Source organism: Pedobacter sp. GW460-11-11-14-TSB4, from assembly GCF_059423705.1.
On sequence record NZ_JBWKYI010000006.1, the window covers coordinates 24,327 to 50,895 of the forward strand.

At 41.1% G+C, this 26,569-nt stretch carries 17 protein-coding genes and 1 tRNA gene; 3 read left to right on the forward strand and 15 right to left on the reverse strand.

Annotated features, from left to right (window positions below; all coding sequences use genetic code 11):
* Positions 1–315: 315 nt before the first annotated feature.
* The 4 genes from AC07YT_RS07950 to AC07YT_RS07965 form a co-directional block, all read right to left on the reverse strand.
* A complete protein-coding gene (locus AC07YT_RS07950) occupies positions 316–1,173 on the reverse strand; it encodes an alpha/beta fold hydrolase (RefSeq protein ID WP_086545112.1) in 858 nt (285 codons plus the stop codon).
* A gap of 18 nt (positions 1,174–1,191) precedes the next feature.
* Positions 1,192–1,659: a pyrophosphohydrolase domain-containing protein gene (locus tag AC07YT_RS07955; RefSeq protein WP_086545111.1), complete on the reverse strand. Its 468-nt coding sequence runs from the start codon at positions 1,657–1,659 to the stop codon at positions 1,192–1,194.
* 593 nt (positions 1,660–2,252) lie between these two features.
* Entirely contained in the window at positions 2,253–2,987 is a 735-nt protein-coding gene (locus AC07YT_RS07960; protein WP_086545110.1) for a LytR/AlgR family response regulator transcription factor, read from the reverse strand.
* A 71-nt stretch (positions 2,988–3,058) separates the two neighbouring features.
* Positions 3,059–4,066, reverse strand: coding sequence for a sensor histidine kinase (locus AC07YT_RS07965; protein WP_086545109.1), 1,008 nt, complete (start codon positions 4,064–4,066; stop codon positions 3,059–3,061).
* A gap of 206 nt (positions 4,067–4,272) precedes the next feature.
* Here AC07YT_RS07965 and AC07YT_RS07970 point away from each other — a divergent pair, with 206 nt between their 5' ends.
* The gene (locus AC07YT_RS07970) at positions 4,273–6,690 is read left to right on the forward strand and encodes an outer membrane beta-barrel family protein (protein WP_086545108.1); all 2,418 of its coding nucleotides are present in this window, start codon (positions 4,273–4,275) and stop codon (positions 6,688–6,690) included.
* Between the two features lie 326 nt (positions 6,691–7,016).
* Here AC07YT_RS07970 and AC07YT_RS07975 read toward each other — a convergent pair whose 3' ends face one another.
* The 6 genes from AC07YT_RS07975 to AC07YT_RS08000 all read right to left on the reverse strand — a co-directional run bounded on the left by AC07YT_RS07975 (position 7,017) and on the right by AC07YT_RS08000 (position 16,113).
* Entirely contained in the window at positions 7,017–8,876 is a 1,860-nt protein-coding gene (locus AC07YT_RS07975; protein WP_494945261.1) for an alkaline phosphatase, read from the reverse strand.
* Positions 8,870–10,393 carry a RagB/SusD family nutrient uptake outer membrane protein gene (locus tag AC07YT_RS07980; protein ID WP_086545107.1) on the reverse strand — a complete coding sequence of 508 codons (1,524 nt, stop codon included), beginning with the start codon at positions 10,391–10,393 and terminating at the stop codon, positions 8,870–8,872. The genes AC07YT_RS07975 and AC07YT_RS07980 overlap by 7 nt, the downstream gene beginning before the upstream one ends.
* Before the next feature lie 15 nt (positions 10,394–10,408).
* Entirely contained in the window at positions 10,409–13,711 is a 3,303-nt protein-coding gene (locus AC07YT_RS07985) for a SusC/RagA family TonB-linked outer membrane protein (protein WP_494945262.1), read from the reverse strand.
* Between the two features lie 171 nt (positions 13,712–13,882).
* Entirely contained in the window at positions 13,883–14,824 is a 942-nt protein-coding gene (locus tag AC07YT_RS07990; RefSeq protein ID WP_086545106.1) for a FecR family protein, read from the reverse strand.
* A gap of 63 nt (positions 14,825–14,887) precedes the next feature.
* The gene (locus AC07YT_RS07995; RefSeq protein ID WP_086545105.1) at positions 14,888–15,403 is read right to left on the reverse strand and encodes an RNA polymerase sigma-70 factor; all 516 of its coding nucleotides are present in this window, start codon (positions 15,401–15,403) and stop codon (positions 14,888–14,890) included.
* A gap of 227 nt (positions 15,404–15,630) precedes the next feature.
* Positions 15,631–16,113 (reverse strand): GNAT family N-acetyltransferase, encoded by a 483-nt coding sequence (locus tag AC07YT_RS08000; protein ID WP_086545104.1) that lies wholly within the window; start codon positions 16,111–16,113, stop codon positions 15,631–15,633.
* Positions 16,114–16,379: 266 nt separating this feature from the next.
* On the opposite strand from AC07YT_RS08000, the gene AC07YT_RS08005 reads away from it, so the two are divergent.
* Entirely contained in the window at positions 16,380–16,982 is a 603-nt protein-coding gene (locus AC07YT_RS08005) for a hypothetical protein (RefSeq protein WP_086549243.1), read from the forward strand.
* A 67-nt stretch (positions 16,983–17,049) separates the two neighbouring features.
* Here AC07YT_RS08005 and AC07YT_RS08010 read toward each other — a convergent pair whose 3' ends face one another.
* The gene (locus AC07YT_RS08010) at positions 17,050–18,657 is read right to left on the reverse strand and encodes a S41 family peptidase (protein WP_086545103.1); all 1,608 of its coding nucleotides are present in this window, start codon (positions 18,655–18,657) and stop codon (positions 17,050–17,052) included.
* Between the two features lie 320 nt (positions 18,658–18,977).
* Here AC07YT_RS08010 and AC07YT_RS08015 point away from each other — a divergent pair, with 320 nt between their 5' ends.
* Complete coding sequence (locus AC07YT_RS08015; RefSeq protein ID WP_086545102.1) at positions 18,978–19,427, forward strand: SRPBCC family protein; 450 nt, start codon at positions 18,978–18,980, stop codon at positions 19,425–19,427.
* A gap of 59 nt (positions 19,428–19,486) precedes the next feature.
* On the opposite strand, the gene AC07YT_RS08020 is transcribed toward AC07YT_RS08015, so the two are convergent.
* The 4 genes from AC07YT_RS08020 to AC07YT_RS08035 all read right to left on the reverse strand — a co-directional run bounded on the left by AC07YT_RS08020 (position 19,487) and on the right by AC07YT_RS08035 (position 26,531).
* Positions 19,487–19,559: transfer RNA gene (locus AC07YT_RS08020), tRNA-Phe, on the reverse strand.
* Between the two features lie 246 nt (positions 19,560–19,805).
* Entirely contained in the window at positions 19,806–22,769 is a 2,964-nt protein-coding gene (locus AC07YT_RS08025; protein ID WP_086545101.1) for a beta-galactosidase, read from the reverse strand.
* Between the two features lie 69 nt (positions 22,770–22,838).
* Positions 22,839–24,509: a LamG-like jellyroll fold domain-containing protein gene (locus tag AC07YT_RS08030; protein ID WP_494945263.1), complete on the reverse strand. Its 1,671-nt coding sequence runs from the start codon at positions 24,507–24,509 to the stop codon at positions 22,839–22,841.
* Between the two features lie 33 nt (positions 24,510–24,542).
* Positions 24,543–26,531 (reverse strand): discoidin domain-containing protein, encoded by a 1,989-nt coding sequence (locus AC07YT_RS08035; protein ID WP_494945264.1) that lies wholly within the window; start codon positions 26,529–26,531, stop codon positions 24,543–24,545.
* Positions 26,532–26,569: the final 38 nt, after the last annotated feature.

The window sequence follows — 26,569 nt, forward strand, 5'->3', positions numbered from 1 at the left end:
TTATCCAGTATCAGTCTTTTTTTTAGGAAAAGAAAGGGCAGCATTTCACAGGTGCTGTAGTCCCGCCATTCGCTTTATCCCGATTGAAAATAATCGGGATGCCCGCTACTGTCGGGTTTAGTTAACAAAAGCCTGTTCCCTGTACCAGCCTGGATTAAATAAACCCGATTGCGATGCTGAAACAAGTTCAGCATGACGATCGCCTTAGACAAAGGAACTAAAAACAAATGTAAATTAACAGAGATGTGTCTACACGATAAGAAAAGTCGGGACAGGCTGTCATTTATGGCGTAAAATGTTACCGCCCGGCACGATTTATAACATTGGAAGTGCAGAAATTCTATCCACAATATCTTCAATTACCTCAGCCGATCTGAGGATTTTATAATGCCCCACATCTTCGAAAGATTTTGCCTGGATTGCAGGATATTTATCCATGAATTCTTTTAGAAATGCATAGGGAGAAATGTGATCAGCCGGATCGAACGCCAGGAAATGATCAATTTCGGCGTTTAACTGATATAATTCAGTCAGGTTAAAGTGGCTTGCAGCAACAGGGAACTCTTTGACAAAGTTGCTAAAAAAGATATCCTGATCCTTTGGGCTGATGTTGACCGAATCGAGACTCTGCTCGAAGTTTTCTTTCAGCCTGATTAACGGTGCGATGCTAATGAGCAGATCTGGACTATAGCCGAGTTCCTGCAAAGCAATTACATTAGCCATACCGCCAAGGGAGTGCCCAATCAGCACGTCGGGCTGCGCATAATTTAAGGCAATGGATTTTACCGAATCGGCATATAACATCAGGTTGGAGAATTCAGAGATTGAACTTCCGTTACCGGGTGCATCAAAAGCTATAATTTCCAGGTCATCTACTTTCAGGAGTTCAGTAATCAACTCATAAAAGTCTAAAGCTTTTGAGGCCCAGCCGTGCGTAAGTAATACTTTACGTTTTCCGTTTCCCCAGCTAAAGCAGTTAATGGTTACTTCGGCATGGGTAAAATAGGTATCAAAAACCTCAAGACTAAATTGTTTTGATGCTGCTATCAACTGTTCCTGATGCAGGCGTAATGGCATTTTGGGTGAGTAAAAAATAAACTCACGCATTAAAGCTGCATCAGGTGCTGCCTGTGTTAATTTAAGCTCGCTTACAATCTGTTTTAGCCTTTTCAATTCGAGCTTATTTAGGAGTTAAACCAAATGTGATTTTAAATCAGCTGGCGAATAGTTGATCGACTTTAAAGTCTTGTCGTCAGATTTCCGGAACACCAAAAACAGTCCGTCGATTTCTTTGTAATAAGATTCGGTCTGGTCTTTAGCTAAGTAAAACTGGATGGTTTGTTCTGCTTCTTCTATGGTTTTGCAGGCTTTGCTCATGTTAGAGCGGTGAACTTCATCAAATAAAGTCTTAAATTTTCCGCCTAAGCCAAACTCGTGAATGGCACCGGCCAAAACATACTGCAAATCGCAAAGTGCATCGGCTACTTCTACCAGATCATCATTTTCTACGGCTTCCTGTAATTCTTTCAGTTCTTCAGCTAAAAGCGAAATACGCAAATTGGCCCTCTGTTTTGAAGGAATAACCGGACTTTCTAAAATAGGGTGTTTAAAGGTGGTGTGAAATTCTGCAACCTGGTTTAGCGAATTCGTTTCTTGCATGATGATGTTGGTTTAATCTTTATGCAGCAAACTTAAAAAAAACGGGATAAATAATTCGGAGAATTTATGCACACTGTAAGGTTAATCGGTTAACTGTATAAATTGTTGAATTGCTTTATTGTTGAATTGTTAAAAACCAGTCGATATGGTTAACCGATGAGAAACACCAAGAATTTAACAATCAATCCATTAACAAATTAATCAACCCCACCTTAATACTCTTAACTGCTTAATGGCTAAAGAAATATGCAGTAAGATTTTCACCATTAAGGAATTAAGCACAATTAGAAAATGATTTAACAATCAAACCATTAACAAATTAATCAAACCCGCCTTAATACTCTTAACTGCTTAATGGTTAAAGAAAATATGCAGTAAGATTTTCACCATTAAGGAATTAAGAACATTTAGAAAATGATTTAACAATCAAACCATTAACAAATTAATCAACCCCGCCTTAATACTCTTAACTGCTTAATGGTTAAAGAAAATACGCAAAGATTTTCACCATTAAGGAATTAAGCACAATTAGAAAATGATCAAATAAAGATGAATCCCAACAATTAAACAATTTAGCAATCACTCTTCAACCATTAACCGTTCTTCTTCCCTTCCCTCACCACTTTAAAAAACTCTTCTTTATAGGTTTCGCCAATTGGAATTGCCTGATCGTTAATGTAAACGGTATTCCCATCAATCATTTTAATTTTTTCGATCGAGATGATATACGATTTATGGATGCGGTAAAAAGGTGGCTGAGGCAATTCGGTTTCCAATTCGCGCAGTGCCTGGTAAGTAACAACCCTTTGCGAAGCCGTATAAACCGAAACATAGTTTTTCAGTCCCTCTATATATAAAATATCTACATAATTAACCTTGATAAACTTGTTCTTGGTATCGCCTTTGATGAAAATAAAATCATTTCCCTGCGTTACCTGCTGCATTACAATTTCTTGTTGAACGGGTGCTACAGGCATTAAAATCTGCTGCGCTTTAGTGGCTGCCTTGTAAAAACGCTCGTATGAGATGGGTTTAAGCAGATAATCTACCACATCAAGATCGAAACCTTCCAGGGCGTATTCGGGATAAGCGGTAGTTAGGATTACCTTGCATTTACCACCACAGATTTTCAAAAACTGAATCCCGGTTAGCTCTGGCATCTGTATATCTAAAAAAACAAGATCAACTTTACCCTCCTGCACCAGGTTAAGTGCTTCAAAAGCATTGGTAGTGGTGCCAACCAATTCTAAAAAGGGCGTTTTATTGATAAAAGCAGCAATAATATCTGAGGCGTAAGATTCATCATCAACAGCAAGGCAACGGATCATAATGGGCGTTTAGGGGTTGGCGATTAGCGTGAATTAACATTTGAATAGTTTTCAATGATACAAATTATCCATTACAGATTTAAAATTAACGTGCTTTTATAGGTATTGCCATTATTCGAAATCAACAATTCATGTTTTTCCGGATAAATCAAATCCAACCTGCGGTGGATATTTACCATACCTACGCCACTCGAATGATCTTTCTGTGCATGACTGATCTTATTACTTACCTCGAAACTTAAACGTTTGTTTTGCACCTTAAGTTTAATGCGTACAGGCTGTGCCTCGTCATTTACCACCCCATGTTTAAAAGCATTTTCGACAAAAGGAATCAATATCAGGGAAGCAATTTTTTGACCGGTAATGCCTTCGGTTGTAAAATCGACATAAAATTTCGGTTCAAAGCGCATCTTAAATAATGCCACATAACTCTCCAGGTATTCTACTTCCTTGTCTAAACTCACTTTACCATCAGGACTATCGTTTAGGGTATAGCGCATCAAATCAGACAAGCGTAAAATCGCATTGGCCAGTTGATCGGAAACTGGAATAGCCAAAGAGTAAACATAATTTAAGGTGTTATACAAAAAGTGTGGATTGATCTGAGATTTCAAAAATGAAAGCTCGGCTTTCACCACTTCTTCTTTAAGTTTTCGGTTAACCTGTTCCGATTTAAAGCTCTGCTCAATACCATAAACCGCAGCAGGCACCACAATAAAGGCAATACTCCAATAAATGTTATCCGATATATAAGCCCAAGCCGTTACGCCATCATTATAATTATGAAAACCAAGCCATTTTAGATAAAGGACCTCTTCTATTAAATAACGAAGTGAGATAAAAACTGCTATCGTAAACAAAATGCCTGCAATTAACTGAGGCAATTTATTTCTTTTCAAAAATCGCGGATACACCCATACATAACAAATGTAGAACTCTATCAATTGTATAAAATTCATAGAGATACTCAAAGCAGCCTTAGTAAAAGTTGTGCCATCAATTAAATAGCCTCCATAAAAATAACCTAGAACAAGTACCCAGCAAAGAATATGGATAGAAACGATTTTTATTGTTTTCATGGCCTAAAACTATACAAAGCTTTTTTAACTGCCTATTTTCTTATTCCAAACCTTCAAAAAATTATCCCAACCTGTACATTTTAAGGATCAACACCATTTATTATCCGAAAATGGATTGGGATAATATTTCAGGGGGTTGGGATTATATAATTTTTAGGCTGATGCAACCTCTACATCTTTGAATCGTCAATTATAAAACAAACAAGATGATGAACCTTTTATTTAAATCTGCGCTTTTCGCTTTGCTTATTTTTAGCTTTAAATCTGCTTATACTCAAACCATTAAGGTGTCGGGAACCATTACCGATAAAAGCAATAAAGCACTTGATTATGCTTCGGTCGCATTAATTCACTTACCCGATTCGGCCTCAGTTGCATTACAGGCCACCAATCAACAGGGAATTTACGAATTCACCAATGTTAAATCTGGCCGCTACCTGATTAAAGCATTGATGATGGGCTACCAGAAAAACCAATCTTCAGCTTTTGAAGTGAAAGATGTGGCCGTTAAAGTTCCTTCAATTATATTAACCGACCGTTCCAATAACCTGAAAGAAGTAAACATTGTATCGAAAATGCCGGTAATTGATCAAAAAGCAGACCGGGTAATTGTAAATGTAGAACAGATGAATACCGCCGGCGACAATGCACTGGAGGTCATCAGCAGGTCTCCGGGGGTAAAACTGGATAAAGACGATAACATTGTGCTGAAAGGCAAAAAAGGAATCAATGTAATGATTGATGGCAAGATGAGTTATATGACGGGGATGGAATTAACCACTTACCTTAAATCCTTGCCTGGCTCAGTATTGAGTAAAATTGAGCTGATTTCTAATCCGCCATCTTCTTTCGATGCCGCCGGTACTGCAGGGATCATCAACATTAAACTGAAAAGAAACAAAATGCAGGGTTTTAACGGAAACATGAATCTTGGCGGTGGTTATGGCCGTTATGAAAAAGTTTACGCCGGCACCAACCTGAATTATAACATCGGTAAAGTAAGCACCTATGTACGCTTAAATGCCGGGCACTATAACTCATACAACAGGCTGACTTTAAACCGGACCATTGGCGATGAACAATATAACCAGCTTAATTTCTGGCATCCGGTAACCAAGAGTTTAAATTATTCAACGGGCGCCGATTATTTTATGAATGAAAAACATACTTTAGGCATAATGGTAAAAGGCTTTACTGCACCCGCAGAAACCAAAGTAAACAGTAACTCGGTAAACTATAGCGCAACAGGAGCAAAAATGGGCGGCACATCAATGTTCAATCCACAAAGCAATACCGAAAAAAACCATGCGCTAAACTTAAACTACCGTTTTAAAACCGATACATTGGGTGGCGAACTGGGTTTTGATGCGGATTATGTTCAATACGATAACAGCAAAAACGAAACCTTTACCAACAACTACCTTGATGCAAATGACCAGCTGATTGGCAATCCAATCGACCTGCGCAATGAGGGCATGGGTAAAGTCTCTATCTATTCAATCAAGGCCGATTATAGCTTAAATTTTTCCAAAACATTAAAAATGGAAACCGGCTGGAAGAGCAGCTGGGTAAAATCCCAGAGCGATGTGCGTTTCGACTCGCTAAAAACCGCCGGCTGGATTAACGATCCGCGCAGAACCAACCCCTTTTTATACAATGAAAACATTAATGCCGCTTATCTTTCCTTTGATCAAAGCTTTAAAAATATACAGATCAAAGCAGGTTTACGGGCAGAACAGACCCTGGGCGATGGCCGTTCGTCAGGAACCAATACGTTGATAGACAGAAAATACTGGAAGCTTTTTCCAACACTTTTTGTTTCCTTCAAAATCGATTCAAACAATCTCGTTACCGCTGCTTACCGCAAAAGCATCAACAGGCCTTCATACAGCAGTTTAAATCCCTTTACTTTTTATACCGATCCCTATACTGCCATTCAGGGAAATCCATTATTACAACCATCCTATGCCAATAGTCTTGAATTTAATTACTCGATTAAAAACTTCAGGGTACTCACATTGAGTTATTCGGTTAGTGATGGATCGATATCGGAAGTGGTTTACCAGAACAATAGCACAAAAGAAAGTATCTCCAGGTCAGAAAACCTGAACCGCACCACTAATTTTTATATGGCTACCGGGAGCCCATTCGACATTACCAAATGGTGGAACAACAATACCGAAGTTTCAGCCGGATTTAACCGAACCGAATCGGCTGTGCAGGGCAATGGTTATAATGCTTTCTCGTGGAACTGGTCGGTAATGATGGATAATACCTTCACCCTGCCTAAAAACTACAGCATAACTACCTATGCTTATTACGATTCTCCTTCTGTTTCGGGCCTGTTCCGCAGTTTGGAGAGTTATCAGTTAAATATTGGTGTTAAAAAATCATTCTGGAACAAAAACGCCACACTGGCTTTAAAAATAAACGATATTTTTAATACGAATAAATTCAGGGCCAATCTGGAATACAATAACATTAAAACCTATTGGCAAAACGAATGGGAAAGCCGTAGGGTAAATTTAAGTTTCACCTACAAATTCGGGAACATGAAAATTAAAACGGCCCGCAGCAGAAACACCGGAACAGCTGATGAAGAAAACAGGGTTGGGAAAAATTAAATAATAAATGTATGTAATTATAATACTGTCAGCCTGAGCTTGTCGAAGACCTTTTATAATCGAGAACAAATTAATATTTGTCCTTCGACAGGCTCGGGATGACAACTTCAATAAAAAACGTCGTCATCTCGACTGAAGCGCAGTGGAATGGAGAAATCTATATAGATTCCTCGACTTCGTTGCACCTCGCCCAAAATGACGACTACTTGAGGAGAGTATCTCCGAATTAAAGTTTAATCTTCAACAAATACAAACGATGACAGCATCTTCGAGCTTGCTGCAAAACAAGGTCTTTGTCAGGATTTATTTGATCCTTTAATTCACTATCATTTTGCTAAGCGATAAGCCTGGATGATTTTATGAAAAATCTGATTGTTGGGGTACACACCCATAAAAGCATCTGAGCCTGGGCCATAGGCAAATACAGGCACCATAATATTGGTATGATCATCTGTACTGAAATGACCACGGACTGTTCCTTTTCTATAAGAGGCATCCAGGAGCGACAGTCCACCGGTTTCATGATCGGCAGTTACCACAACTAATGTTTCGCCATCCTGATCGGCAAACTTTAAGGCTTCGCCAACCAAACGGTCGAAATCCTGCTGTTCGGTTACTGCAAAAGGCAGATCGTTGGCATGCCCGCCATGATCAATCTGTGCGCCTTCAGCCATCATGAAAAATCCTTTTTTATTTTTCGAAAGCAATTCAATTGTTTTTAAGAACGAAGTCTTCAACATCTCTCCCCTTCCTTCCAGTATTTTTCGCGTAGCAGAATCGTCTAAAAGTACCACTTGCTTATCCGCATTTGATGCAACAAAGCTTTTTAAGTTTTGCTGAAAAACATAACCTTTAGCCAAAATTTTGTTCATTAGCTTTTGATCTGGATTTTCGGTAAAACTTTTACGTTTAGATCCTACCAGAACATCAACATGACCATTCAGAAAATCGGCTGCAATTTCGTGGGTCATGGTACGCTCAACCTGATGGGCGTAAAATGCTGCAGGCGTTGCATCGGTAATATCTCCACTGCTGATGATTCCGCTTTTAATACCATAGGTTGCTAAAACATCTGGAATAGCCGCCAGTAATTTACCGGTAGAATCGACACTGATATAGCGGTTATTGGTTTTATGACCTGTGGCCATAGCCGTTGCACCAGCAGCAGAATCAGTAAAATCTGAATTGGAAGCCTCTGTACGTGAAAAACCGATATGCCTGATCTGAATCACATTGGATTGACCAAAATTGGCGCTCAAGCCGGCCTGTATCTGGGCCAGCCCCATGCCATCGCCAATTAAAAGGATAACATTTTTAACTTTTGTTTTTAGTGCATCGCTTTTATAGGTTGGCTGGTAAGGTGTATAACCTTTATCATTTATGTACTCCAGTTTGGCCCTGTTCTGATAAAAATCTTTCAACAATGCCGGATGATCGGTGCCAATCCAATCAACACCCATGTGTTCCAGTTCTTTCCAGCTGTTCGGACTATCTTTGGTTGCCCAAAAGCGGAAAGGTTTACCCTGGGCATGCACCTTGGCAATTACGGCTTTTATCTTCTCCAGGTCGGTTGGCGTTGGGGTTCCTTTTCCATTCCATACCGAGTAATGCGAAATATCATCACTGATCATACCAATGTGCTGCAGTTGATCGCTGGTATAGTTATTTCCCGGCCGGCCATCAAAACTGATGATTGATGGATAATCTGCAAACTTTTCGGCAGGCGGAACATCTCCGCTCAATACAATTTTAATTGCTGATGGGTTGACCTGTTGATCGAAAACAGGCTCAAGACCTTTAAGGTCAGTCAATAATTTTGCAATTACATGCTGGTAATCTGCTTTGATATCGATTACCAGTTGCAGTTTTTGTTTTGGATCGGGATAAGGATGGTTTGCGTTTTCCTTAAAAAAAGCCACGAGCGGGTCGATGTATAGCTTCTTTAAGGTTTTACCGGACCTGATTTCGCTGCTTTCATGAGCAACGAACAACTCCCCGTCGCGGTAAAAAACATCTGCTTCTATAGCGCCCATTCCGGCATAATACGCTGTTAGAAGAGGGATGTCCTGTTTGTAATCGTTATGGCTATGCCCGCGATTGGGGTTCATTTTAATTTGCGCAGATGCGCTCTGCAGCGCCAGTAACATCACCAGTGCTGCAAAGTTTATCCATATTTTATTTACCATCCTGCGTTTTGTTTAATTACGCCTGCACTGTTATCAATTTCTCTTTGTGGTACTGCCCATACATCGTGTACCTGTGGATTGAAGGTTCTGGCCGGCCAGATCACACTTCCATCAAAATCATGCAAAGGTTTTGCATAAGCTGCCTGCGCATCGCCCCACCTTACCAAATCTCTATGGCGGTCGGCCCATTCTCCCGCAAGTTCGTTGCGGCGCTCACGTTTAAGGTCATCTATTGTCATTCCGGTTTTAGTACCCAATCCCGCACGAAGCCTGATTTTGTTCAGTTCAGTATCGCCTGCACCAGCTCCGCTTAAGTTGATGGCCGCTTCTGCTTTGATTAACAATACTTCTGCATAACGCATTAAAGGCACATTTAAATCGGTAGTACCATTATCTCCGTTCGGATTCACATGCGTTGGGATAGGGTTGGCGTAAGAAAATGGCTCCATATATTTTTTAAACTGATAATTTGAAGTGGCTCCAGCATCTTTGGTAAAACTACGTTCGGCACCAAAGAACATAAATTTATCGCCAGGTTTTAAAATAGTGGCTTCACGGCGCTGATCTCCTGTTTCGTATGAATCGTAAAGCTCTTTGGTTGGCAGGTAATAACCCCAGCCATTGTAAATTCCCCAGGCTTTATTGGTTAACATTACCCCTGGAAGTTTGCTCCCCCAGCCTGTACCTCCACCGCTTGGTGTACACACTACCGACCAGATATACTCTTTAGACCAGTTGTTCGATGCTTTAAATACATCGGCAAAACCTGTATTCACCAAATCATGCTGACCTGAGGTAATAACCATATCAGCATATTTTGCGGCATTGGCATAATCCTTTTTATACAGGTATACTTTAGACAGATAGGCCCATGCGGCGGTTTTATGTGCTTTGCCATAATCAGCAGGTTTCATTGCCGAAAACAATGGAAGGTTATCAGCCGCCTTTAATAAAAGTGAAATGATATAGTCGTAATTTTCGTTTACATTTTTTGCGCGTGCAATAGGCAAAGACGGATCGCTTTCTGGCGTAACAATTGGAACTCCTGCTTTATCGTTTCCATAGTTGGCAGCCAACTGGAAATAAACCAAACCAGCATTAAAATAAGCATCACCGATGATCTGTTTTTTCAAAGCTTCGTCCATGGAGATGGCCGGCACATTGATGATGATATCGTTCGCGCGTTTAATTATGGCATAACGCATACTCCACTGGGTTTCGGTATAACCTCCACCCACATAAGTACGGTTAAAGTTTTTAATGTTATCGGCCTCTGGTTTGTTACGCCCAGTAACCATATCATCGCTGGCATTGATAAACCAGAACATTCCACGGCCATAAAAGTCTTCAGCATTATAATTTTCGTACATGCCCGCTTCTGCTTTTATAGCATCTTCTTTAGTTTTCCAGAAATTTTGTGCCGATGGAGATCCTTCGGGTACAATATCAAGCTCTTTTGTACAAGAAGAGAAAAAAGCAAGGGCGGCAAATGCCATATATTTAAAATTCGTTTTCATTGTTATAATTGGTGATTATAGATTTACACTTAAACCAAGGATAAAGCTTCTTGCCTGTGGATAACGGCCAACATCCAGTCCGTTATTGTCCATTCCGATTTCCGGATCGAAACCCGAATAATTTGTAATGGTAAAGAGGTTATTTGCAGTGGCATAAATCCTTACCCCTCCTGTTTTCAATTTATTGGCAAGCGATTTTGGCAAACTGTAACCCAGTGTTACATTACGGATACGCAGGTAAGAACCGTCTTCGATATAAAAATCGGAAGCATTAAAGTTTCCATTGGCATCGCTCGTTGAAATGATCGGCACTTTTCCACCCGGATTCTCCGGCGACCAGGCATCCAGGATACCCACCAATTTATTGTACGATGGACCGCTGGCGCTATACGTGGTACGTTTTACGGCATTAAACAATTTGTTCCCCTGTACGCCCTGCGCAAAAATATTAATGTCGAAATTTTTATAACTCGCATTAAAGCTCAGGCCATAAGTGAAATCGGGATAAGCGCTGCCTGCGAAATAACGGTCGTTTCCATCAATAGATCCATCACCATTGATATCAACAAATTTAAAATCACCCGCTTTTGCATTCGGCTGAATTTTAGTTCCTTTCGCATTTTTATAATTATCAGCTTCAGCCTGACTCTGGAAAATACCATCAGTTTTTAACACATAGTAACTGTATAATGGTTGCCCTACCCTGATGGTAAGTGGAGCAAGTTCGTTACGGAAATTGGTACCTACTGCAATATTTTCTAATCCTGGAGCAAGCTCCTGCACTTTGTTGTTAACCTTGGTTAAAGTAGCGTTTACGCTATAAGTAAATGCGGCGTTTTTATCACTATTGTAAGTTAAGCCCAATTCTATGCCTTTATCTTTTACAATCCCGGCATTGATGGTTTGTGTATTTAAACCAGCTGTTCCAGGCAACGATCTCGTCAGGATCATTTTATTGGTTTCTTTGATAAAATAATCTGCATTCAGGCTTAATCTGCCCAGAACAGCTACATCAATACCAAAGTTTGTTTGTTTTGATTCTGCCCATGTTAAATCTTTGTTGGCCAGAACAGTCTGTACATAACCATTTTGTAGCGTTGGTGTCTGCCCGAAATAACTTTGGGTAGCACTTAATAATGGATTTACTGCCGAAGCATTAAGCGATGCTAAATTGCCCAATATGCCATAGCTGCCTCTCAGTTTCAGTTCGTTCAGCCAGGAAGCATCCTTAAGAAAGTCTTCTTTGCTCACTACCCATCCTGCAGAAGCCGATCCGTAATTTTTTGTCCTGTTATTTTTACTGAGCAGCGATGATCCGTCGCGGCGCCCGATTAACGAGAGCAGGTATTTTTCTTTATAGTTATAGTTGGCCCTAACAAACAATGAAGAAAGTGCCTGTTCAGACATCCCGCTAACCGAAGGCTGTATCACGGTTGCATTTACCAGATACCTATATTGCGGCGATTCGTCATCAAAACCTGCTCCGGAAGCTGATAAGCTGTTACTTTTTGTTTTCTGAAAAGAATAACCACCTGTAAGATCGAGCTGATGACTGCCAAAAGTTGCTTTATAGCTTAACACCTGCTCGGCAAGAAAATCGTTACTGCGGCTGCTGCTTTCCTGCAAACTATTGCTCAATACCGGTTTCCCCACCTCAGGTCTTTTGGGCGTAAAGCTTTTAAAAGCAGCGTCTGATTTGGTGATACTCAAATTAGACCTAAAAGTTAAACCTTTGATCAATTTAACATTAACATAGGGATTAACCACCAACACATTTACTGGGTTATTGATATCGATGCGTTGTAAATCGGCAACAGGGTTCACAATATCACCATAATCGCCTGCATATTGCCCGCCCGGTAAACCTGCAAAACTGCCATCGGCATTGTAAGGCGTTCCATTGGTTGGATAATAAATCGCAGAAAGCAAAGCACCGGTATAATCGCTACTGGTATTGGCGCCATTTCCATTGGTACTGCTGTACGATAGGTTTTCGCCTACTTTTAACCAGTTGGTTACCTCATGTTCGGTATTGATCCTGAAATTGTAGCGTTTGGTTTGGGTGTTTAAAACGATGCCTTCGGCATTACGGTAATTGAAACTTAGGTAATAATTAGATTTTTCACTGCCACCGTTTATAGCGGCATTGTAATCCTGTACCATTCCATTTCTAAAAACTTCGTCCATCCAGTTGGTGCGGGTAACCTGCCCATCAGGATATTTCGAAGCATCAAAAGCAGGCAATATGGTTGTACCTCCGTTTTTGGCTGCAGTGGCGGCTACCTGTGCCCGTTGCTGAGCATTTAATGGTTCTAGTTTTCGCCATGCGCTTTGTTGCCCTAACTTGGCATCAAAACTGATCTGCATTTTACCGCTTTTACCTTTTTTGGTGGTAATCAATATTACCCCACCTGATGCCCTTGCCCCATAAATTGCGCTCGCGCCGTCCTTTAGCACAGAAATCGATTCAATATCATTGGGGTTAAGCTGTGGCACACCCAGAAAAATAGACCCATCAATTACATAAAGTACACTTTCTCCGTTGATACCTCCGGCACCGCGAATGTTGATGCGTGGTGTAGCCGTTGGATCGCCACCCTCATTGGTTACAATTACCCCGGGTGATTTTCCTGCCAGCACCTCTCCTACACTGTTCAGTGAGCGCGAAGAAAGTTTATCCAGCCCCACAATGGTAATTGCACCCGTTAAGGTTTCCTTTTTCTGCGTACCGTAACCTACCACCACTACATCGGCAAGTGTAGAACGTTCTTCGCTCAACACCATATTGATTACCTGGTTTTCGCCAACTTTTACTTCTTTGGTACGGTAACCGATCATCGAAAATGAAAGTATAGCATCAGCGCCCACCTCAATACGGTAAGCACCATTACCATCAGTTATGGTTCCGCTTTGTGTACCCAGTACTTTAACCGAAACACCCGGTAAAGTTACACCTGTCGAGTCTTTTACTATCCCGGTAATAATACGGTCGGGTTTGTTAAAAACGGCATTATTTAATATGACATAACCGCCTTTTTCTAAAACCTGCAAGCCCAGCCTATCCAGCAATGACCTTACGGGTTCTGTGGTGAAATCGCCACTTACAAACATATTTTTCTGTTGTAGCTGATCGGGATTGTATACAAAGCTTAATCCGGTGCGCGACTCGATTTCTTTGATAATTTCGGTTATTTTACGGCCTTTGTTAATCGTAATACTAACCGTTGTCTTCTCTAACTTTTGCGCCATACCAGCAGAAGCCAATATCGAGCTGCAAAATATGCAGAGGATTGAAAATGTTAAACATGAGTATTTCATGATCTTATAAAGAGCTGGTGTCCTCTTATGGGAGGTAGTTTTCATTGTTTAATTTGTTTGATTTTATTTATTTGTAAAGCTTTAATTATGCTGACGCCTATGGTCAGAAAGAAAGATTACGATGACCGATCTAACCGGTACCGCAGATGATTGCTATATCATACCTTTATCTCATCTGTATATATTAAATGTTTTATGATTTTTTGATGCATTGAATTTTAGGTGGTGGAGGCTGCAGATAATGTCCAAAATCTCTTCCAGCGATTGCCTGCTGGTAAAAACAGCTGTACTTTTAAGTTTGCCTAAAGCGGCATCCCCCAATAAAATTTTAATACTGAACACGTATTGAAGCTTACTGATTACCTGTTCTAAAGTTGCGCCGTCAAAAGCAAGTTCAACAAAGGCAGCTGCTTTGATTTTACTGATTGCTGCACTGCCCGCATTTTTATCATAGGTTAAACACTCATCTTTGATGAGCGTGGCCAGATTTCCTTTTTTATTGCTCACGGCAACCTTTCCGGTAACTACGGCAACTTCGATCTGTTTACTGGCCTGGTAAGACTTCACCTTAAATGAAGTCCCCAGCACCTTGATATTTATACCTGATGCGGTATGTACCGTAAATGGTCTTTTCGCCTGATGGACAATATCAAAAAAAGCTTCACCTTCTTTTAGTTCGATCTGGCGGCTGTTTGAGGCAAATACTTTGGGGTAACTAAGTTTTGCAGAAGAACCCAACAAAACCACCGAACCATCTGATAAAGTAATGCGTTTTCGCTCTGCAGCTCCGGTAATTACGGTAAGCTGATCTTCAATAAATTTTACCGGCGCACTGAGCTTCCAGATGGTTACACCCAATGTAATAAGAACCAACACTGCAGCGGCAATCCTGATAAAAGGGCTAAGCTTGAATACCTTGCCTGTTTTTTTATACATAGCGGCTTTAAGGTGAACGAACATTTGCTCCCCTATTGCTGTTTTCCGCTCTGCATTAAGTTCAATATTTTCCTGACTGAGCGTGTCATACCATGCTTCAACTATTTTTTGCTCTTTTGGATTTGCCTGCTTATCGAGATATTTCTGCAGCAGCTCCTTTGCCTGTTCTTCTGTCATTTAAATACATGTCAGTTGAAAAGCAGATGGGTACTAACCAAAAATGTTATCTATAAATTAACTTTATGTTAAGCCAATCAAAGCCGCGATGAGCAGGATATAGGAAAGGCTTTTTTTCAGCAGTTTCAGGGCAGCAGAGATCTGGTTTTTTACCGTTTGTACAGAAACATCAAGTTCTGAGGCGATTTCTTTAATGGATTTTTCCTGTTTCCGGCTCATTGAAAATACCAGTTGCATTTTCTCTGGCAAGAGCGCTATAGCTGCGTCTACTTCTAAATGCAGCTCTTTTAAAATCAGCTGATCATCTGCGGCAGCCGTATGTTGTTCATCCATAAGTGTTATAAGTGCAGTTTGGTGCTGCGCTTTAACGCTCCCCGACCTGAAATAATTAATCACTTTGTATTTTACAGCACCATGCAGGTAAGCACCCAGACTTCCTGATAAGTTAATTGCCGCCCGGTTTTCCCAGAGGGAAATGAAAATTTCCTGCGTAATATCCTGTGCGACGGCTTCATCTCCGGTTTTTTTGAGGGCAATATCAAAAACATCTTCCCAATAGCTACGATAGATTTCTTCCATAGCCTGATGGTTTCCGTGCTGTAAAGATGAAAGTAATGAATTGCTCAAAGGATGCCGCTTTATAAAAAGCAAAGCTAGCGGCCCAATATTCCCTTAGTATTAATAAATCTTAAAGAGTAGGTGATGATGATGGAAAATGTAAGATGGAAAATGGACAGGGTTCTGCGCCATTAGCCATATCCATAAAAAACAGTTATCATTTCGACGATATTACACCATCAGAAAAACTAAAGCACCAGCAGCATCCAAACATTACAGGCAAAATGCCCTGAATTACCGAGTGGTGCAGCGAGTTTTTTAAATCCTGCTTTTTCGTACATAGCAATTGCCCGGGTAAGTTCAGGAAACGATTCCAGGTAAATCTCATTATAGCCAAAATGCTGGGCCGATTCTATACTTTTTTCCATGAGCATTTTGCCGATACCTTTTCCGCGTGAAGATGCCGAGGTATACAATTTAACCAGCTCAACACAACCATCCGGCAAACCTCCGGTTGGATAAATGCCACAGCCGCCAATAATAAGTCCATCCTCTTCGGCAAGCCAGTAAGCCGATTGAGGGTGTTCGAAAACTGTAGACAGCTCATCGGTTGTCGGATCAGTATAAACCGTACCCGGCTTATCTATTTTAAATTCTCTTAAAATCGTCCTGATCATTTCAGCCGTAGCCGTATTATCTGCTGCAGTTATCTTCCGGATGGTAATGGCCATGTTTTTTATTTTTTTTTGTAAAGTTAATGGTTTAGGTTAATTCTTGCGCGGTTAGGTTAATTGTTTAAATTGATAGACTGTTAAATTGTTATGATTTGATCTTCAGTTAACCGGTTTAAACAATTACCCGATTAACCAAACTTTGAAACCAATCAGTTTGAATTAACCTAAGCGTTCTGAAATAGATTTATTATTTTGGCGTTATGTTTGCAGTATATCAATATCCAAATTTTTGGGTACTTATACAATCACCTAACACACATAAAATGAAACATGGATTATTAGTATGCCTATTAACTGTTGGCCTTTTCGGTTGCGGAATAAACAGGCAGGCCCAGCAGATAAAAGCCCTGGAAGACTGCACTTATAAAATTACAGGTGTACAACAGGTATCGATTGCAGGCACAGACGTTAAAAAATTAATGGACCAGCAAAGTTTTAGCTTAACCAGTTTACCGGGGGTTGCCCTTGGCCTGCTAAGAAAAGACATTCCACTTAGGGCCAATCTGAATTTAGAAATAACCAACCCATCAGGCAATTTGGCAGCCATCAACCAGTTCGAATATAAAATATTGGTTAATAACACCGATCTGGCAGAAGGCATCGTTAATCAAAATGTAAGTATTGCACAAGGTCAAACGGTTACTGTTCCGGTGCAGCTGGTAAGCAATATTTATGGATTAGTATCTAATGGAAACGTTTTTAACGATATTATCAAAGCCGCTCAGAAAGGATCATCTTCAAAAGATGAAAAGCTAGGTTTATTAACCATTAAAATAAAGCCAACCTTTATGCTCGGCAATACGCCTGTTAAATATCCAGGTTACATTACCATTAACAAAGATATCAGCAGTAAAATATTATTGTAAATACCACCACAAATAAAAATGCCCGCTTAACAAACATGTTAAGCGGGCATTTTCGTTAAAAACTTGATTAAAATCTTTTATCAGGTGTCATAATCATTCCCTTAATTCCTTTAGGATCCAGTTTTTCATCCAGCGCCCTCAGTTCTGCGACCGAAAGTTTTGGCGGCAGTGCTGTTGTAGTGGTACTTAAGCTAGCTGTTTTAGCTGCTGTAGTCACAAAATTCCCGTTTTTGGCATACAACAAAGCATAAGCCAATAAAGTTTCTGTTTCATCTCCCCACGCTTTGCTTAAATCTTCTGCTGATTCTTTATCAACCGTCAAACCAGAATAATAGCCACCAACTCCGAGTTTATTTTTGGTTTCAAATTCGGGAATATACATATCCACCTTATCTATTCTGATCGGAAAGAAACCAACAGGTTTACCATAGGTTGTTCTGCCAATTAGCTTTACATCCATTACCGGTTTCAAACTGTTAATGGTTAACTCGCTTGCAGATGCCGTAGATCCGGTTACTATAAAATAAACCCTGTTTAAGTTTAAACTACCTGATTTTGCAAATTTCTCAATATTATCAGCAGCTGTAGGCGAATAATTTAAGTCGGCATAAGTGGCATACTTTCCGTTTACCCCCGTGGTAAAGGTTTGTAATTTACCTGCATCATCTAACAATGGCTGGTGTGCCAAAACGGAAGCTTTGCGCTGCGCACTCGTGATCGATTGCAGATAAGCATTGTAATAAGAAGTAAACATCGTATTCCCTGTTTCTCCTGCTGGTGCGGCTAAATTAATCATCTGGGTAGCTGTTGAAACATAACCACCACCGTTATAGCGTAAATCAATAATCAATTCACTTACCCCCTGGGTTGCAAAATTAGAAAAGGTTGTATTTATGGCCGTAGAGGCATTATTGGTAAAGCTATTAAATACAATGTAACCCACTTTCTTGGTGCCAACCGTATAAACATGGGTAAACAATATTGGATTAACCGTATACAAACTGCTAGATATAACAGCCGTTTTTGGATTGCCATCAATATCATTAAAAGCCAAAGTCACCGTTGCATTTGTACCAAAAATGGCATTATTTAAAAAATTAACGGCACCAGGATAGGTCAGATCTGTCCTTCCATTTACACTGGTTATCCTACAACCACGTGTTAAGCCCTGTACTGCTGCCGGTGAGTTAGGATAAACATATTTTACCCTTAAATCGGTAGTGCTATTATACTGATACTGAACAGAAAAACCGTAATCATTGGCTGAGCCATTTACATCAGCTTTAAGTGCACCTGTTTTCCCCGATGTAGCTGCCGTATAATCGAAAAACGAATATTTAGGCTCGCCAGAAGAAGTGCTTACAAATTCATATGGTTTTCCCGTTGCCGGATCCAAAGAATATTGTGTCATGGCATATAATTCAGCTTCATTCGAACTAAATGCACGCGGATTAAACACCTCATAGGTTGGCAGCGAAGTATTCCAGTAATAAAGTTCTTTACCGTATAAAAAAATAGAATCTTTAGTCAATTCTTCCCGCGTTCCGCTAGGCGTTGTCACAACTGGCGGAGATACGGGCTCATCAGGCACAGGGTTACTCTTTTTGCAGCCAGTAATGACCCCAAAGCTTAAAAAACCCAGCGCAGCCAGGTAAGGGAATATCTTATTTCTCATTTAAATTGTGATAATATTATCTTTTATATACGTATTGGGCAATAGTTAAGTTGTTCGGAAAGAAACTTTTGTCTACCAACAAACTAAATTTAATTCAAAATATTGTGCTCTTGAACATATGTATCGGTCAATTACGTAAATCTACCGATTAAATTACTTTTCGCTGAGATATTTAATAAATTTTAACATAATTAGATTAAACCAATGTCAGGGTCATAGTCCTTTTGCCCCCACATATTGTCGCCTTTGCACCGCTTAAGTCAATCAAATTCGCTGCAAATTTGTTATACTTAATTATTTGATTTAAAAATCTAAGAACCATGAAAAAGATCGAATTTAAAACCACAATTAACGCCACAGCGGAAAAAGTTTGGGATGCGCTTTTTGGCGTGGAAACCTACCCTAAGTGGACAGCTGCTTTTATGGAAGGATCGCGAGTAGAAACAGATTGGAAAAAAGGAAGCAAGGCCTTGTTTCTGGGTAATAATGGAGATGGAATGGTAGCGGTTATTAAAGAAAATATCCCTAACCGGTACATGTCTATCCAACACCTGGGCGAAATAAAAGATGGTAAGGAAGACTTAAGCGGGGATTGGGGCGAAACACTGGAAAATTATACCCTCAGTGAAAAAGATGGCAAAACAGAACTCCTTATTGATATGGATATTAACGATGAGTGGAGAGATTATTTCGAAAAAACCTGGCCAAAAGCTTTAGATAAGGTTAAAGAAATAGCCGAAAAACACAATGAATATCATGTAGAGACCTAAATAAACATACTCAAAAACCAAAAAAGCCTTACATTTCTGTAAGGCTTTTGTTTTATAAGTGGTGCCACCTGGATTCGAACCAGGGACACAAGGATTTTCAGTCCTTTGCTCTACCGACTGAGCTATGGCACCCCCTTTTGGGATTGCAAATGTAGTATTCTTTTTCCCAAATCCAAAAAAAGGATTTAAAATTATTTAAAAAAATAGAGACTTTTTTAGCCGTTAACATTCATTTTTCTGACAATCAACAAGATGCAGTCCGAAAAAATAATTCTATTATTGATATCCAGCACCACCACATCGAGATCACCAACCACCACTGCATAACTACCACATTTACATTTTCATTTGTCAGGGAGATTATTTTTTTCACAAACGTCACTTGATCCTGATGGTAGCGGTTTCCCGGCTGGCGGCACTTTCCGGTGTAATACGTACAGCATCTGGCCGGTTACCATATTGATCATAAATAATTACCGTATTATCGCCTGCTTTCAACCAGCATTCGGGGATATAAAGACCGTTAATGGGTACACGTTCCGGATAACCTCCTATGTTATGACCATTAATAAAGATAAACCCATGGCTTAATCCTTCAAAAGAAATGCGCCACATGGGATGGTTATTGGGCTTTGTTTTTTCCAGCCGGAAAGTATTTTTATAAAAGTAAGGACGGTTAAATTTTTCTGTTGATCCGATTACTGACCATCCATCAGCAGAAAGCATATCACCAGGACCGCCTTTCATTTTCCAACCCTTTAATTTGAGGTCATCATTATAAATAATTTCCACCGGCTTATCGATGCCACCGGCCCCATAATGGTTCTCCAGGAACACGGAAAGCACAATCGGTTTATTGGTACCGTCATCCTGATAAACCGCTGTAAAAGGTTTATTCCAGTCATCTGCCCGGGCTACGGGCTTACCGTTAATAAACACAACGGCCTTGTCATCAACACTCCGAAACCGGAATTCTGTCGGCACACGACCATCTTTTATAGGGATTATGGCCTGAAACCAGGCGAAGCCGGCTTTTTGGCCGAAGGGATCAGCTCCAATTTTATAGCTTTCGGCATTTGTAAAATCAGGAACAGGCTGGTTTTCGTCATGGCGTTCGCCGGCAAGTTTAACCATCTTCCAGTTATCAACGAGTCCGGGTGCCCCCCGATGCATAATGACTTCGCCCGCAATGCCTTTCTTGTCAACCTCACTGAGATAACCAATAAAGTTATAAAGCTTATCCCGGCCATCGTGCGCGGCATAAATCGCAAGCATATGGTCACCGGTTTCGACATCAAACTGAAGTTGATCACTATAACCAGCTGTAACACGTTTACCATCAACGAACACAATGTAGCGACCAACACCGCTACTGATGTTGAGTTTGTAGCGGCCACTTTTTTGGATTTTAATATGGGTTCTGTACCAGGCATTGGCAGAAATATCTTTATCGGCTCCCATTTCAAGGGGTTTATCGCTTGCCAGCCATTCGCGATCATCAAAATCAGGTAAGGCTGCTGCTGAAGCCGATTTTGCTAACCAGTTATTATTAAGCACTGCATTTGGTCTGGAGATCAGATTTCTGGAGGGAACGATATGTTTTTTTAATTGATCGCCGAATACCCAAACCGGGAATTTTTTATTTTCCTTCCAGAAATACTCGGTGTTTAGCGTGATGGCTTGATTGGTTGAAATATGAAAATCAGCTACATATTCCGGCCCAACCACCACAAATTGCTGTTTTTTTTCTTCTACAAACCACGAACGGTCTGCCAGTTCGGTGCTCAGTGCCAATATGCGCAGCGTTTGCCCACCAGTAATTAAATCCTGCACAAGCGGTGCATCTTTGCCATAGCTTAACTGAAGATTATGTAATTTTCCATTGGAAAGGTGTTTTAAGTGGCCAACACTTTTGGTTTGGCCTGTTATGCGCAAACTTAAGGAGCCTTGTGAGCCTGGGCGACCATATACGACAAGCGTAGTGGTTTTTCCATTCCGGGCGATACCCAGCACCCGTGTATAGGCACCCAGCAAGGTTACCTTGTCTGTCAGATTGAAATTTTGGACAACCGGCAAAATCTCACCCGGCTCCAGATTGATTGTAAAATTTCCTTTAGCACCAACCAGTCCCTGACCTGAATAAGGCAATATCCCTTTACCATAATTGTCGATAAATGAAATGGTACCCGCAGTGCTTATGCGTGAGTTGATCGTATAACTGCTGCCAATACCCTTGAGTTGTTGAACCTGGCCGGCCGTACTGTTCTCCAGGATCTGTTCAAAACTACGTGCAAAGAGACCATTTCGTTTAAACTGATAATAAATAGGCCTCAAATCGCCGGTTTGGCCTACAGCAGCGCCATAATCATAACAGGCCGCATCTTCGTGACTGAAGCTGTAATCGAAATTGGTACCGCCATGGGCCATATAGTAATTATAACCATTGCCACCGCGGGCAATAATTTTCCAGGTTCGTCTGCCAAAAGTATCTGCGTCGGCTTTAGTAGAACCATAACGATCATACCAAACACTCCAGAATTCGGTGGTAAACCAAGGGCTTGGTCGTTTGGGGTCGTCCAGTGAAACCTTATTTCCGGCCGGGTCGCCACCATGATTGAGACCGCTGAAAAAATACGGTACCTGCAGGCCCAATGCTAATGCTTTTTCCTGCAGATGTTTAAAATAGGTATTCGGTATATTGGTTCCCCAGGATAAAGGATGCTCATTTTCCAGTTGGACCAATATAACCGGGCCGCCAAGATGGATTTGCTGACGGCTGACGATAGGCATCAAATGATCAAGAAACCGATCCATATATTTTTCGAAAGGTGCATTTGGAGAACGCACTTGCAGGTTATCCTTAAAACGTAGCCATATCGGATAACCGCCACTATCCCACTCACCACAGTAATAAGGCCCTACCCGCACAATGGCATACAAGTCAAGCTGTTTACATATTTTTAAAAAATTTTCGAGATCACGGTCTCCCGCAAAGTCAAACTTTCCTTCAAAGGGCTCATGAAAATTCCAAAACGTATAAACTTCGACACAATTAAAGCCACCTCTTTTCAAGCGAAGGAGGCGATCATACCAAAGTTCGTGAGGGATACGGGCATACTCCATGCCTGCCGAAACCAGGAAAGTACGTTTTCCGTTTAACAGGAAACCTTTAGCATCAAAACTGATGAATTTTTTAGCGGCGTCTGCGGGCGGAAATATATGATCATTGATTTGGGAAAAAGCCGGGCTGTTAATATTTAGCAGCCCGAAAAATATTAAAATAGGTAAAAGGCAAAATATGCGATTCCTGAAATGGTTGCTTTGAATGGAAGATATGGTCATGTGTACAATAATAGCGGCTGTTTAAAATCTAAATTATTTTTGCTAATCAGTATACTGGTCAGGTCTGAATTATTGCAACTCTGTTTCAAAATTTGACAAAAAGATACTACCCTCTAATCCCCAGGTAGGGTCGATCGGTATACCCAGCCAGTAAAATATCTGTGGAGCGATCGTGACGTTCTGTACACTTACGTTATCTGCACCCAGGTTACACCTTAATGAATTTGCCGTAACAGAATAGGCAATCGGACCCGTTACTTTAAAATCCGGATTGCCCGAAATGCCATTGGCCAGGGTGGTGCCACCATCTGTTAATGGCCAGTAGCCTGTTAACCCGTTTAAATTTGGATTGCCAAGCGAACAGGCATCATTAGCGATCTCGCCATCGCTGAGTATGCGTTTGTAAATTCGCAGGTCAGTCAGATTGAAATCAGTAGCATTATTCCCGCCAATTTGCAACGGAGAAGTATCTGTTATTGTGGCAACGGTCCCCAGACTAATGTCTGTCAGTGATCCTGTTAAGGCGCCATCCATATAGAGCTTAATGGTCCGTGTGAGTTTGGCAAGGTCGGTGGTCATGGTAATGATTACTGAATGCCACAAACCATCAGTTAGCGTATTGGATACATCCAGCTGGGTGGCATGATTTGAATCATCGGTCATATATACCGATAAAGCCAGCCGTTGCCTGAACAAACCAAATCCACGTTTACCGCCATTCGTCATTTTTCCTAACATAAAGTAAAAGCTACCGCCGGCATTATAAGTACCATCGGAAAAAGGATTCAGTTTCATTTTCATTTGTACGGTCATGGAGCCGCTGCCGATGTTATAAAGACCGGTTGGATCGCCTGTAAGTGTGGCTGATACATCACTTTTAAACCTGGGTGAGTTCAATGTTTTCCCCTTTAGTTCCAGGCCTTTATATTTCGTATTGTAAAATAATGTGAACAGGTTTCTTTCCGGATCGGAAGAGCCACCAAAAGTTTTACCTGTTGCACCGTGATTTGAAGTGATAATAATCAGCCAGTTTTCTTTATTATAAGATTTGCGCTTTTTCAGTGCTGCAAGTAATTCGCCGATATAACCATCCGTTGTTTTTAAGGCATTAGCAAACTCAGGGTTCGTCGCCGAGAAACCAGAATTCAGGCCCGCCGCTTCCACCTCACGAAAGTCGACAACGGTCAAAATCTGGTTGTCATTCTGTAAATGTACAACAGCCGAATCTTTAACGGCTTTATCATTGGCGGGAGTGATCTGCGCATCCGAATGGATCATTAGATTGCTATTCAGCGCAGACCAGCTACTGATCGACAGGGTCTTATATAGCGGTCTTAACTGCAGGATCCGAAAAAAAAACGTCGGATAAAACGATGCGCTGATTGAAGGGTTATTTGGATCTCTGGTCGGTTGGAATGTGGCATCAGTAATTTGATGTTTCCCTATATTGACACCGGTTGCCATACTTGCCCAGGTTGTTGCATCATTCGTACGCAAATCGCTTAGTCCAGTCCACGAATATTTACTGTTCGGCAGCAAGGATGCAATGGTGGCTGGCATAACGGCCTTAACCTCCGAGCCTGGAGCGGCATCAATATTGATTAATAAAACCTTTTTTACAATAGCAGAATCGGATGTTTTCTTGTCCAACTCAAAATTAGCAGCCGGATTATTGTATTTCGTACAAGCGCCCAACAGCAACACGGCAGCCACAATGCTAAGCCTTATTTTTTTTTGCATGTTCATATGTCTTTGATTAATTGCCGTAATGCATTAATTACCATCATAAAATGTTCCTAATTCTGCAACAGCAGAGAAGGCCGTGTTGTCATAACTGTTTTTATCTATTGTAAAACGGACATACCTGGCGTTTACAGCAGTTGCGAAAGTAAACTCCTGATTGTAGTTTATTTTCAGCATCGGAAAAGTGCCTACAGTAGTGAAATTAATATTGTCGTTGCTGTAAGAAAACACAAACTGCGTTACCTGCCTGCCACTCATGCGCGAGGCCATGAAACACCCGCTTATTTTGGAAACGCTGCCCATGTCGATATTGATCACATGGGGAACAGGGGCTGGACTGGCCAAAGGTGTACAACCCGAATAACAGGCATGCCAATAGGTCTCCGGAATACCGTCTATCATGGCGGCAATTGATCCCTCCTGGGAAGCGTTATCGCTTGCGGTAATAATCCAGTTACTGCGGTTGGTGTAAATACGTTTTGTCCTGACCGGGTAGTTATCTGTCACATATACTTGTTTAATCGGATCGTAGGTCCAGATGGGGTCTGCCAACAGCGGATATTTTTGCTGAACATTACCCCGGGTGATCGTACTAAGTGGGATGCCCCAGGCATCAAAAAAGTTTGAATAATCTTTTTGGGTATAATCACAAAGCGCTGTAAAAAAGAAATTTCGCTTGGTCTGATCATCGACTGACCAGTTATTGATGGTTTGTGCCCTGGCAGTCACATATGGAATTAAGCCTAATCCATTTTCACCAGTTGCCGGATTAACAGATTTTGCGAAAATCTGAAGAAACATCATCAACCTGAACGTTGTACCTACACCTGCCAGGGTCGGATCATTATCCATATATTTTCCTGCCGGGCGGTTAGCAAAAGCCAAAGCAACCGGCCCAACTGTGCTCAGGCTATTAGGGCCTAAAGACGCCAGGGCGGGAAAAGGCAAATTGTTTCGAGATGCTGTTTTCATTAAGTTAAAATTCTGCACCGTTTCACTTTCTGCTACAGACTTCCACCAAAAGTTTGGTGCGGACATTTTATAATTTCTCCCCAATTCATGGTTGGTAATCACAGAATTTCCAGATGATAATGTGGTGTAGTTAGCCCATTCGTCGAAAATATTAGCAGAGGTTAATGCCATAATCGGCTGACCATTATGAATCAACGAGTTGCCTGCTATTTGTACATCCATTACGGCTCGTTCGGGAAGTTCGGGTGCACGATGCGTTGCATCGGCATTTCCGACGGTCCATCCTAACCATTTATAATAGTCTTCTACCATAACCTTGTCCCATTCCGCCATCGTTTGATCAATATTGTTAAGCGTGCCGTTCTGGATTCCCTGCAAAACCCAATCGCGCGAAACAGACAAAGCCACATGTTGCGAGCGGAGTTCAAGCCAGGGAACCCCCGAGGCCATTACCTTGCGTTGCCAGGCAGCAACATCAGTTGTTGTTCCTAAGATGTAGTCGCTCGTTGCCACCACCCTTTTGAAATGAAAAGTTACCGGATTGGCGATACTGTTTGCGGCTTTAATCCAAATATACCCACCGTAAAGATTGCGGACCGTATTAACGCCAGGAAACAGGGCTTTGACCGTACTGATCAATGCGTCGCGCCGTGTCGAGGTCTGTCCGGTCAAATTATCGAGATGCGAACCTACATATACGTTTAGGCCAAGGATATTTTCGGGAACATCGATCTCAATGAGCTCACCAGGCGCCGCATAAAGACCCGTACTGAAGATCGGTTGCGGTACCGCATTTACGCCCAGCGTAGCGGCCGGAACATAGCTATATTTCATGTTTAAGGTAATAACTGTATCTGCTATTCGTCGCTGGGCATCACTAACCAGCCCTGGGAAAATCCGGGCACGTCCATAGAAACTCTTGTCAACGCCAAGTGAATCATTCTTAAAATAGTCGGATGGCTGATTACCGGAATAATCATCATAACCATTTTCAAAAGTCTTATCACCTTTTTTACAAGCAGTAAATACCGTCACCAGGCCGATCATGATGATGGCGATGGGTTTGATTGTGCGATTAATTCGCC